Consider the following 12,069-nt stretch of genomic DNA (forward strand, 5'->3'; position numbering starts at 1 on the left):
CCGCGCCGCGGAGGTCACCCTGCGTTCGGGCCGGCCGCCGCGGTCACGGTCGCCGGGGAGGTCGCGGGTGAGGTCGCCGGGGCGGAGGGAGCCTGCGGGGGCTGGGGGGTCTGCGAGGCGGGCGGGGTGCAGGTGACCTCGTCGCGCGGGGTGTAGTGGGTCTTGGTCTCCTCGCGCCTGACCTCCTTGCCGCCCTGGACGAAGACGCGGCCGACGGAGACGTCGAAGCCCTCCAGGGGGGTCTGCACCTCGCAGGCGGGGCCGCTGCCCTCGATCTTCGCGGGCGGGGTGACGTTCGTGCGGGGCCCCTTGGTGGCGCGGACCTCGTCGTACTTCTTCGTGCCGAGGAGGGTGATGGTCAGCGAGGTCTCGGTGGACTGCGCCCGGACGTACACGGCGTGGCCGGTGTCGTTGATCCAGCGCAGGTCGAGGCTGCCCCAGGCGACGGTGGCCTCCCGGCCCTCGGGGTAGCGCTCGATGTAGAAGGAGTGCGCGCCGTGCTCGACGGTCTTGACCCCGGCGAAGAAGGCGGCGTTGTACATGGTGGTGGCCACGGCGGAGACGCCGCCGCCCGGGGACTTCACGTACCGGCCGTCGTTGATCATGATCCCGTCGACGAAGCCGTTCTCCGGGGTGCGCTCGCCGACCGTCCGGTTGAAGCTCCACTCCTTGCCCGGCATGACGAGGGAGCCGTTGATCAGTTCCACGGCGCGGCTGATGTTGGTGGTGCGGTACGGGGCGGCCGGGAAGGACACCGTGAAGGAGGAGAGCTTCTCCTTGATGCCGAGCCGCGCGGCCTCGGCGCTCGTGAGGTCCGGCTGGACGGCGACGGTGTCGACCTCGGCGGTGCGGGCCGCGCCCGTGCGGGTCAGGAGGGGCAGGACGGCCTTGCCGAGCGCGGCGTCGGTGACCTGCTGCCCCGTACGGCCCTGGTCGGCGACGACGACGCTGCCGTCGGCGGCGACGGCGAACGAGGCGTCGCGCGGGCTCTCGGTGGCCGCCCGGACGGGGCGGGCCACGGCGGGGTCGGCGAGGAGGCCCTTGGAGTCGAGGGCCGGGACGAGGCGGCCCTGGCCGTCGGGGTTCATCTTGAGGTGGGTGCCGAGGACGGCGGTGCTTATGGGTATGCGGGTGCCGGCCACGGTGAGGGTGACGGGGCCCGACATCGCGGGCCGCGCGAACTCGCGCAGGGCCCGTCCGGTCTCCTCGGCCCCGACCTTCGGCGGGGTCTGCTCGACCGGCATCACGACGGGGCCGGCCGCGGGCCGCAGGTAGGCGGCGCGGAGGGTGTCCAGGGCCCGGTCCTCGACGAGGTCGACTCCGTGGAGCGGGGTGACGGCCTTGGCCGTGCCCTTCTCGAAGGCGATCTTCCCGTCGCGGACCTGCTGCCGGGTGCTCTCGTCCATGCGGTCGAGGGCGGCCCGGGCGGTGCCCTCGTCCAGCCGGATCACGGGTTCGAGGTCCCGCTCGGCGCCGGAGGCGAAGAGCCCGCCGATGACGGTGGTGGGGGCGTAGCCGGTGCGGACGGCGGCGTCCACGGTGGCGCCGGTGTCCAGGGACAGGCCGAGGGCGGCGGGGTCGGCCTTCTCGACGCGGTCGCCGATCTTCATCGCGACGGGGGCGGCGGCGAGGGGGCCCAGTTCCCGGTCCAGGGTCCGCCGGGCCTGCTCGCGGCTCATGCCGCCGATGTCGACGCCGTGGACACGGGTGCCCTGGTCGACGTCGCCGCCGGTCACGAGCCCGGTGACGTAGAGGCCGCCCAGTCCGAGTACGACGGCGCCGCCCGCCACCGGAAGGGCGATCCGCCAGTTGACCGTCCTGTTGCCCGCGCCTCGCATGTGTCTCCCTGTGGCGCCGCCGGTCGAGGGGCGGCGCGGGCCGCGACAGCAGCCCGTAGATGACGATTCCGGACATCCAGGATCACCCCAAAACGGACTCTAAAGGGGCGAATGTAATTGTTGTCACGAAACCGGGGAGGGCTCCGGGGCCCGGCCGGGGAGGCCCCCAGGGGTACCCGCCAGGGGTACCCGGCGGGCGTGCCCACGGGGGGTGTCCCCGGCCGGCGCCGCGCCTTTCCGGGAAATCCGTCCGAAAGCTCCCGGCGCCTCCGTCAACCTCCTTATAATTCCGAGGCATTGAGGGGGGTGCGCATGTCCCGAGTCGTGATGTGCCATGGCATCGGCTACCAGTACAAACACCGCGAGACCGAGCTCACCAAGTGGTACGAGGCCCTGCGCAAGGGCATGACCGACACCACGGTGGCGGTGCCCGCCCCGGAGCACGTGTCGGCGGTGTACTACGGCAACTGCTACCGGACCCTCGGGAGCAAGAGCGCCGACACCGGCGAGGACGAGTTCGCCGACGTCCCGCCGCTGCGGATCGGGGACGTACGGGATCCGCTGGAGCACGCACTGCTGGAGGCGTTCGCCGAGGGCCTCGGCGCACCCCCCGCGGGCACCAAGGGCATCACCCAGGCGGCACTGCGGCGCCTGGAGGCCTCCCCGGCGCTGGGACTGCCGCCGGGCCGCCTGGTGATCTGGCTCGTGCGCCAGGTGCGCCGCTACCTCGACCCGCGGGACACGGTCCGCGCCTGCGCGCAGGAGCGCTTCGCGCGCGTGGTCACCCCCGACACCCGGGTCGTCGTCGCGCACTCCCTCGGCTCGGTCGTCGCGTACGAGGCGCTCTGCGCCCACCCCGAGTGGAACGTGGACACCTTCATCACCCTGGGCTCGCCGCTGGGCATCGGCGCGATCCGCGAGCGCCTGGTGCACGGGGCGGACGCCGACGGCAATCCCACGGGTCCGCAGGTGGCCCGCTGGATCAACGTGGCGGCCGACGAGGACCCCGTCGCGCTGGTGAAGAAGCTGGGCACGGTCTTCGGGGACCGGGTGGAGGACCGGCTCGTCGTCAACGCGGGACTGAGCCGGTTCGTGTTCGGCGGGCACTCCCTGCTGCGCTACCTCACCACGAGCGAGGTCGCCGAGGGAGTCGCCGATGCCCTACGGCACGACTGACGGCGGCGTCCGCCGGTCGGGAAGGGTCGCGCTCGTCTCCGGGACCGGCGAGTTCGGGAAGGGCTTCGACAGGCTGTGGCACGTGCGGGACGAAGTGCGCCTGATGCGTACCGTGCTCGCGGCGACCGCGGACCTGACGATCCACCCCGCCTCCCGGCTGAACCCCAGCGTCCAGGAACTGAAGGACAGCCTGGAGGAGGCCCTCGCGGGCCCCGGCGGCGTGCCTCCCGACGTCCTGGTCTTCTCCTACTCGAGCCACGGCGTCCTCGGAGCCGAGACCGAACTACGGCTCGCCGCGGCCGACAGCCGGCACGGAGAGTGGTCCACCATGCTCGACGCCGGCGACCTGGTGTCGCTGGTCCTGCGCGACGAGGCGCACAGCCCCCGGGAAATCGTCGTCCTGCTGGACTGCTGCTACGCGGGCACCGCGGTCAACGCCTTCAAGAAGGTGCTGGCCCAGCGCGAAGCCCTGGGCGCGTGGATCCCCGTGCTGACCGTCATCGGCGCCACCGAACGGAACGTGACGGCGCCGCAACTGCACTTCGCGGACTCCTTCGCCTCGACACTCAGCAACCCGCCCGCCGACCAGAGCCGCGAGTTCCTCCCCACGAAAGACCTGTTCGAGGAGCTCAAGCGCAGGATGCTGCGGCTGGAGCAGCCGCTGACGCCCGTCAACCGGAACCCGGACGAGGGCGAGACCCGCGCCTTCCGCAACCCCCTGTACGAATCGCGCACGGTGCGCAGGCCGCAGGAAGCCACCCCGCAGAGCGGCTGGGCCTTCTGCGGACGGGCCAAGGCCGCCGCCGACCTCGTCGCGTACCTCACCTCACAGGCCCCGCCGGGCGGCCTCGCCGTGACCGGCGCCGAAGGCTCCGGCAAGTCGGTCCTGCTCGACTGGATCCACACCGGGGCCCGGGACGATCCGCTGCCGGCCGGCCCCGGGGCCCCCGCCGCGGTCCCGCGCGACTGCGTCGACCTGCTGGTGGACGTCAGGGGCCTGGAGACGCGTGACGCGGCACGCAAACTCGCCGCCCACTACGGGACCGGTACCGGATCCGACGTACCGGCACTCGTGGACGCCCTCGCGAACCGGGAGGGGACCACGGCCGTCCTCGTCGACTCCGTCGACGCCTGCATGGACCCCGACACCCTGTACGCGACGCTCCTCGCCCCCCTCGCCGCCCTCCCGCGGGTCCGCCTGGTCATGGCCTGCAAGGAGGTCCCGGCCGGTTTCCCGGGGCGGCTCATCGCCCTGGACGGCCCGGAGTTCACCGGACCCGGTGACATCGCGGGCTTCGTCCGGCACGTCCTGTGCCACCGCAAGGGGTCCCGCTGGCACCCCACGCGGGACGAGCGGCTCACCGAGGTCGCCGACACCGTCGCGAAGATCTCCGCGGGCTCCTGGCTGCGCGCCTACCTCTTCTCCGTGAACCTCAGCCCGCTCGATCCGGCCGAGGCGCACGTCGACGCGGAACGCACCATCGCCGACCTGTTCTTGCAGGAGCTGGAAACCTTCGACGCCGACCCGCGGTGGGCCCAAAACCTGCTCCTGCCCGTGGCCCTCGCCCAGGGCACCGGTCTGCCGGCCGACGGACTGCTGTGGGCCGCCGTCCTGCGCGCACTCGGCGGAGAGTCGCCTGGCACGACCGAGATCGAGCGGGTACAGAGAAAGGCCAGCGAATTCCTCGCTTCCCCGGAGGAAAAGATGCACGGCGCCGGTTGGCGATTCCCACCATCGCCCTACGCCGCGGCCCTCGCAGGAGCGTCCGACGCGGAGGCCGGTCACGCCGCTTTCGTGCGGGCCATGTACGAGGGCCTGCCCACACGCCCACGCGGGGGCAGGGACTGGACGGCCGCCGACCGTTACACCCGCAGCCACTTCGCCCACCACGCGCGGCTCGCCGGGGTCCTCGACACCTTCCTCGACGACCCCGAGTTCCTCCTCGCGATGGACGCGGAAACCCTGCGACGGGCACTGAACCTGTCCCTGCTCGGCGCCCACGACAAGGCGAGCAGGGTCCACTCACTGTGCGAACAACTGCACGCGTCCCCGCTGCGCGACGGGCACACCCTGTCCCGGCTGGCCCTCCTGGCACAGGTGCACGGACTGGACGAACTCGCGCGGCGGGCCGGCGAGTCGAGTTCCGGCTGGGTGCCCTCGCTGCTGGCCCGGAAGAGGCACCCGACCGCGGTGTTCTTCGCGCGGGACGGCCGCCCCCTCGTCGTCGCCGACGGGGACGTCCTCCACCGCGAGGTGGGCGACCGTCCCGCCACCTCCTGGTCGCGGCTGGAAACGGACCTGCGGGAGGAACGGGTGACCACGGCCTCGGTCATCAGCCTGCCGCAGGGCGAGTGCGTGTTCGCCGGGGAGATCGACGGACGGGCCTGGATCCAGGGGCTCGACAACCGCGACGCCCACATCGAGATCGCCGGCCTCGACCTGCGCTGCGAACTGGTCGCCTGCCTCCAGGCCGGCGCGGGCCTGCTCGTCGCCGGCACCGACGGCTGGCAGTGGCGGGAGAACCGCGTCACCGGACCGGTGGTCCCGGCGGTCGGACTCCGGCTCGGCGGAGCCGCCGCGGCCGTCTGCGAAGGAGGCACCCTCGTCGCGGGCCGGACCGCGCGGAACGTCAGCGTGTGGAGGTCGGACGGAGTGGCCCTGCGCACCTTCACGCCGCCCCAGCGCAAGGGCCTGACCGCCATCGCCGCCGACGCCCGTCACGTCCACACCGGGGCGGGCGACGGCACCGTGTGGAGCACCCCGTGGCGCGGCGGCGAGGGACACAGGGTCACCACACACAAGGGCCGGGTCGCCGAGGTCAGGGTGGGACGGGGCCGGAACGGCCCGGTCCTGGTGAGCACGGGGCAGGAGGGCGACGTCCGGATCACTCCGCTGGACGACACCACGGACGCCGCGTGGGGCGTGAACCTCGGCCTGGCGACCGACTCGGCGGACATCGACGCCCGCGGCGGACTGCTCGTGGGCACCGAAGCCGGAGTCGTACGGATCGACTGGAAGAACGACGGCGCGACGCGCCAGACAGACGAGGAGAACAGGTGACGGTCCAGGAACCCGCTCCGCGCAGTGCTCGTGGTGACGCCACGGCGTACGAACTCCGGATGGCGCTGCACGCGCTGGCGCGTGCCGTCGACGATCCGGAGACAGCGGATCCGGCCCGGACCGAGAAGCTGCTGCGCCGGGTCCTCGACAGCGGCCTGCGCAGCGTCCGTAGGGGCCCGCTGCCCATGCGCCCCTTCGCCTACCAGGAGGCCGACCGGCCCATCGGTCCGGGCGCGCTCCTGGCCGAGTACCTCGATCCCGGTACCACCCCGCTCGCGCCGCTCGTCAAACTCCTGGACCCCGTACTCCTCGACGAGCTGGCCGAGCTGTGCACGGCAGCCGAGGAGCACGCCGCGGACGCCGGGGCGGCCACCTACCCCGGCCCGCCCGGCCCGGACGCGGTCCCGCTGCCGCTGGAGCCGGTCGCCGACTGGTCGGCGATCGCCTGGGCCGGCGCGGTCTTCGGCGCCGAACGGGCCGAGCACACCGAACCGGGACGGAACACGGTCCGGCCCGCCTGGAGCGCCCTGACCCCGTCCGCCACCGCCGAGACGCGCCGCGCCCTGGACCTCGCGCGCAAGCTCGTCTCCGACATGGGGCGGGAACAGCCGCCCCGGATCACCGTGGACCTCGACCTGGACGGGGTACACGGCCCGTCGGCCGTCGCCGCGCGCGGCTGCGCCGCCTCGCTCGCCCTCGCCTACCTCGCCGGGGAAGCCGGCCTGCCAGGCCCCGCCGAGCTGGGCGTCCTGCCGCTGGCGGGCTGCGCGGAGGACGGCACGTGGACCCCGTACGCCCCCCTGGGGCAGGTCCTGGAAGCCGCCGCCCGAGAGGGACTCCGCTGCCTGTGGCGCGACGAGACCGGCTGGCGCCTCCAGGACGACGGGGAGCACCGTGCGCACGCCGACCCGTCCCTGGCGGGGGCGGCACGGCTGCTGTGGGGGCCGAGCTGGGAGGAGGTCCGCGGTCACTGGGCCCGCGAGACGCTGGACACCCACGACTGGCGCGTCCTGCACCCGGATCCCGGGCCCGTGCCGGAGGGCGGCGACTGGCTGCACGGGGACGGGGCTCCGCTCGTCGCCCTGGACCTGGTCGACGAGCTCACCGAACGGTTCGGGGAGTGGCCGCACTCCCGCGTCATCCAGTCGGGGTTCCGCAACAGCGGGAAGACCGTGTGCGCCCGGCAGGTGGTCTCCCGGCTGGAGGCGAAGGGGTGGCGGACGGTCGTCCTCGCACCCCGCAGCCGGCAGCTGCCCCCCGCCGACGCGCTGCCCGCCCTGGTCAAGGCGGCGCTGTGGGCGACGGGGAGCGAGGACGCCGCCCGCACCCTGGTCGTACTGGAGGACCTGCACGCCCTGGAGGACGGGGACATCGGGCAGGCCCTGGCCTCACTGGGCGACCTCAAGATCGCCGTCCTGGCCCTGACCCGGTACGTCGACGGCGCCGCCACGGACTGGGACAGCCACGGCATCACCACCCACCTGACGCAGGTCACGCCGGAGGAACTGCGCGCCCTGGCCCAGCGCCTGGTGGGCGAACACCCCGACGCGTACACGGCGGAGGACGACCGCCACCTCGAACGCGCCGTCGACGCCTGCCACAGCGACCTGCGGGTGCTGACCGACCTCCTGCTCCGCGACGGGCACGGTCCCGACGAGCAGGGCGGCCCGGAGGGGCGGCTGCGCCGGCAGGCCGCGCGGGTCCGTACGACGCTGGACGCGGAGGGCGTGGCCGCCGTGTGCCGGATCGCCGCGGTGTCGGTCCTCGACGAAGGGGTACCGGAGTCCCACGTCGACGGGCTGCCCGTACCGGCCCGGCAGGCACTCGGCATCGCCGTGCGCGACGGGGTGGCGACCATCGCCAGCGAGGTCCGGGCCCAGGCCATCCTCGCCGAGTTCAGCCCGGACGGTGCGTCCGGACTCCTCGTCCACACCGAGGAGTACCTGCTGCGGCTGCTCGCCGAGGACGGGCACGAGCGGGTACGGGCGCTGCTCGCCCACTGCGCCGCCTACGACTCCGGCCGCCTGGAGGACCTCCTCGAACGGCCTGCACTGCGCTCCGCGATCGTGGCGTGGGCGGCCCGCGCGCACCCTCCGACGGCCCTGCGGCTGCTGCGGCTGTGCGGGGAGCACAGCGAGGCCGGGTGGATCACCGCGACCCTGCCCACGGTCGTCAGCAGGGTCCGCGACACACCGGCCCTGTCCGTGGGGGACCTGACGACCGCGCTGCTCCTGCTGTGGGACCACCAGTACGCGCTCGACGGGCACCCCGTGACGCGTGAGCTCCTCGAATGGATCGGCGGCGCCCCCGAAGGGGGCATGGACGCGGTGCTGGCCCGGCCGTCCACGCTGTCGCAGCGCTTCGGGTTCGTCCGCGCGCTGCTGCGGCTGTCGGGGAACGACACCGTCGCCACCGACACCGTGTGCGGCTGGGCGGAGACCCGCGCCGAGGAACTCGTCCGCGGCGCCAGCGTAGGCAGCCACCACGACCTCGTCCACGTACGGCGGATGGACGACCTGCTGTACTGGTGGTCCCGGGAGGCCCGGGGGGCGACGGAGGCCCCGCGCGACGGCCGCAAGACGCTGCGGCCCCTGGAGAAGCCCGCGCAGCGGCTCCTGGAGGAACACCCGACGTCGCAGACTCCGCTGGCGGCCGTCCTGTCGTGGATGTCCCTGCGGCTGTACTACGACGGCGACGCCGACTGGGACAAGCTGATCCGCAGCCACGAGAGGCAGATCCGGGCGGGCATCGCCCGCGCCGACGCCATCCAGATCAGCAGCGCCCTGGCGGACCTGGCGAAGACCAACCGGGGGCTGTGCACCCGGCTGCTGAACACCCTCGAGCTCGCCCGGCCCCTCGTGTCGATCCTCAAGAAGGCCTCCCCCGCCGAGGCGTCGATCCTCATCGCGACGGTGCGCAACATCCACGGAGCCACGGTCAAGTCCCTGCTGTACAGCAACCCGCGCGGTGCGCACGAGAGTCCGAAGGCGGACGTCGCCCTGGCCCGGGAACTCGTCCGCGGGATCCGCCGGCATCGCGACGCACGGGGCGCGGGCATGCTGCTGACCAGCGTGAGCCTGGCCGACGACCTCTACTGCGACACCCGCGAGGGGTTCGGCTACCGGCTGGCCTGCGAGATCGGCCCGGAGCTGGCCAGGGACCTGTTGGAGAGCGAACGGCGGCGGCCGGCGATCGTCTACCACTTCCTGCGCGGACTGTGGGAGGCGGGCGCCGACTACCGCGAGGACCTGGAGGAACAGGCCCTGCAGCTGGTCGTCTCCAGCATCCGGGCGCAGCGCGGCGCGGCCCGGCCGTGGGGGCCGCGGCTGGCGATGCTGCTGATCGAGGACGACTACTTCGGGCAGGAGTTCCTGCGCCGGCTGGCCGAGCGGATCGACCCGCAGATGCTGTGCGACCGCATGCTCAACCCCCGGCTCGATCCGCAGAGCATGGTGTACACCCACCGGCTGGGGCTGGCGATCGATCCGGACATCGGCAAGGAGTACGCGCGGCGCGTCAAGCTGGACCTCAACATCCGGGGTCAGCTGGCGACGAGCCCCTCCCACCTCGCCCAGAAGCTCCAGGTGACGGCGAACACCCTGCGGGCGGGCGGCAGGCCCGACGCGACGCTCCTGGTCCTGAAGCAGTTCCGCCAGGAGGCTCCGGAGTGGGACTGGACCCAGAAGATCCGCAAGATCGGCAGGAGCGGGGCGTTCACCGACGCGGTGAACACCCTTCGCGGCCTCGATCCCGGTGCGGCGAGCGGCACCGTCGCCAAGCTGACCGCGGGTGAGGACCCCCGGCTCAGCCCCGTCCAGGACCTGCTGGCGCGCAGCGTGGTGAATCCGGCGCTGACGGCCGACCTGCTGGTGGCCGTGGAACGCTGCGTTCCAGGAGGGGGCAAGAAGGCCCTGGAGCACTTGCGTGACCGGCCCAACCGGTGGCGGATCTTCACGGAGGGCCTCACCTACGAGCAGGACCCCATCCAGCAGGGGAACATCGGGCGGATGCTCGCGCCGTTGGGGGTGATGCCGCGGCAGGAGACGACGGGCTGGATGCGGACCCTGGTGTTCAACCGCTGGGCCAGCACCCTGCCCTCGATGGCGGGTCCGATGGCCATCTCGGCGATGCTGAGGCTCAGTCACATCTGGCAGCCGCAGTGGGGGGAGCAGCTGGCCGCGTGCGTCGACGAGCGCAAACTGCTGCGCCGGCTGGACCTGGGGATGCGGCCCGACCTGCGGAACCTGCCCGGGCTGATCAACGTCCTGCGGCTGACCGGGCGGGACGACGTCGTGGAGTCCGTCGTCCACCGCCTGGCCTCCTTCGAACCGCGGCTCTTCGCCGAGGCGCTGGGGCTCAAGCAGGGGGCCGAACTGCTCCGGGCCCTGCGGCAGGCCGACGCCGACCCGGGGTTCTTCGCCCCGGCGTTCGGGCAGCTGCTGACGAAGGTGGTGGGCCGCCCGCTGGTGACGGACGCCGAGAAGCACTGGATCTCCATCGGCTGGGCCGCGCAGATGCTCCGGGACGTGGGCTTCGAGGGGCACGTCACGACCGCCCGGCCCGTACTGGAACCCCAGTACGTGCCCTTCGGCGCGTACGTCGCCTGGGCCGCGACCTGGCTGCCGGCGAGCGACTGGAGCACGGCGGCGCTGCCGGAGGCGCTGGACGCCTTCGAGCGGGGCGGCGACTCCGCCTGGCACCCCCGGGCGACGGCGATGGCCCTGGTGGCGGCGGCCCGCGCCGGCCGGCTGGCCGGGACGGAGGCCCTGGACTCGCACTGGTGGGCCGCGACGGAGGCCGGTCCCTCCCTGCTGACCCTGCTGTGCCGGGAGGCGGAGGGCACCCCCGCGATCGCCGCGTACCTGCGCACGCCGAGGGTGGCCGCCGCCCTGCGGGCCAAGGTGGCCCAGGCGGGGGCGACGACGTGGTTCTGCCACCGGGAGCTGTCGGCGCTGGTGGGGCGTCTGTGCCCGCCCGCCCCGCCCCGTCCGGCGCGGCCCGTGGGCACGCTGGACGTGTGAACCGGCCCGGCCCGTGGGCGGCCGTCAGGCCTGCGGGCCGGGGGCCTGCGGTGCGGGGTCCAGCAGGCGCTCGCGCAGCCGCGCGACGGTGGCGGGGGTGATGCCGACGGGCCCGGTGAGGTACGCGGAGGGGGAACCGTAGCGGGCTGTCAGCCCTTCGAGGAACAGGGCCATGACGGTGGCCGGGGCGCGGCCGTAGGAGGGCCAGCGCAGGGTGCGGCCGGGGTGGGCGGCCCGCCAGTCGGCGACGAGGCGTTCGGTGGCGAGCTCGGTGAGCGCGAAGTCGGCGAGGATCTGCTCCTCGGGGACGTCGAGGAGGGTCAGGACCAGGGCGGCGACGAGTCCGGTGCGGTCCTTGCCCGAGGCGCAGTGGAACACGGCGGGGCCGGGACCGTCGGCGATGAGCTCGACGGCCCGCCGGATCTCCTCGACCCCGTCCTCGGCCACCTCGGCGAACCGGTCGGCGAGGTAGCGCCAGGGGTCGGTGTCCGGGTCGATCTCGGCCTGGTCGTAGGGGCGGTGCTCGATGCTGTGGTTGGCGTACGTGAAGAGCTCGGCCTGCGGCACCCGGCCGCGGGCCGCTATCTCCCAGGGGTAGCGCAGGTCGATGACGGTACGGACGCCCAGCGCGAGGAACCGGTCCCAGTCGGCGCCCTGGAGCTTGGCGAGGGAGTCGGAGCGGTACAGGGCGCCCCAGGTGACGGTACGGCCGTCGGCGGTGCGGTAGCCGCCCATGTCGCGGAAGTTGTGCAGGCGCTCGAACGCGACGTGACGGGTGGGCGGGGTGTCGTGAGGACGGGACAACCGGGGCTCCTGGGTGCGGTGTAACCGTGGTGGTGCGTGCGGTGGTGGTGCGTGGTGCGGTGCGGTCAGGATGCCCTAGGGCCTGTCGTCAAACTCCCGTCTGCCCCGCGACGCCTGGCACGCGCTCTCGCCGCACCGGGCGAAAGCCAAGTACGTCCAGTACGCGGGC

The 12,069-nt window shown here is 73.5% G+C and carries 5 protein-coding genes; 3 read left to right on the forward strand and 2 right to left on the reverse strand.

The annotated features are described in order from the left end of the window. Nucleotides 1–14 precede the first annotated feature (14 nt). Nucleotides 15–1,838, reverse strand: coding sequence for a VanW family protein (locus ABZZ17_RS28300; protein ID WP_356879928.1), 1,824 nt, complete (start codon nt 1,836–1,838; stop codon nt 15–17). Nucleotides 1,839–2,150: 312 nt separating this feature from the next. Here ABZZ17_RS28300 and ABZZ17_RS28305 point away from each other — a divergent pair, with 312 nt between their 5' ends. From ABZZ17_RS28305 to ABZZ17_RS28315, 3 genes are read left to right on the forward strand one after another with little or no spacing between them, the layout of a single operon-like run. Beyond that, on the forward strand, nt 2,151–3,014 hold the full coding sequence (locus ABZZ17_RS28305; RefSeq protein ID WP_356879930.1) for a hypothetical protein: 864 nt from the start codon (nt 2,151–2,153) through the stop codon (nt 3,012–3,014). Next, on the forward strand, nt 2,995–6,075 hold the full coding sequence (locus ABZZ17_RS28310) for a hypothetical protein (protein WP_356879932.1): 3,081 nt from the start codon (nt 2,995–2,997) through the stop codon (nt 6,073–6,075). Before ABZZ17_RS28305 ends, ABZZ17_RS28310 begins: the two co-directional genes overlap by 20 nt. After that, nucleotides 6,072–11,096 carry a hypothetical protein gene (locus ABZZ17_RS28315; protein ID WP_356879934.1) on the forward strand — a complete coding sequence of 1,675 codons (5,025 nt, stop codon included), beginning with the start codon at nt 6,072–6,074 and terminating at the stop codon, nt 11,094–11,096. The genes ABZZ17_RS28310 and ABZZ17_RS28315 overlap by 4 nt, the downstream gene beginning before the upstream one ends. Before the next feature lie 24 nt (nt 11,097–11,120). Here the strand turns inward: ABZZ17_RS28315 and ABZZ17_RS28320 are convergent, their stop codons facing one another. After that, nucleotides 11,121–11,900 carry a tyrosine-protein phosphatase gene (locus tag ABZZ17_RS28320; RefSeq protein WP_356879936.1) on the reverse strand — a complete coding sequence of 260 codons (780 nt, stop codon included), beginning with the start codon at nt 11,898–11,900 and terminating at the stop codon, nt 11,121–11,123. Between the last annotated feature and the right edge of the window lie 169 nt (nt 11,901–12,069).

Origin of the sequence: Streptomyces sp. NPDC006512 (assembly GCF_040611935.1) — a bacterium.
Classification (GTDB): domain Bacteria; phylum Actinomycetota; class Actinomycetes; order Streptomycetales; family Streptomycetaceae; genus Streptomyces.

Coding starts and splice junctions, on each gene's coding strand:
- ABZZ17_RS28305 (WP_356879930.1), top strand. CDS start 2,151: ATGTCCCGAGTCGTGATGTGCCATGGCATCGGCTACCAGTACAAACAC.
- ABZZ17_RS28310 (WP_356879932.1), top strand. CDS start 2,995: ATGCCCTACGGCACGACTGACGGCGGCGTCCGCCGGTCGGGAAGGGTC.
- ABZZ17_RS28300 (WP_356879928.1), bottom strand. CDS start 1,838: ATGCGAGGCGCGGGCAACAGGACGGTCAACTGGCGGATCGCCCTTCCG.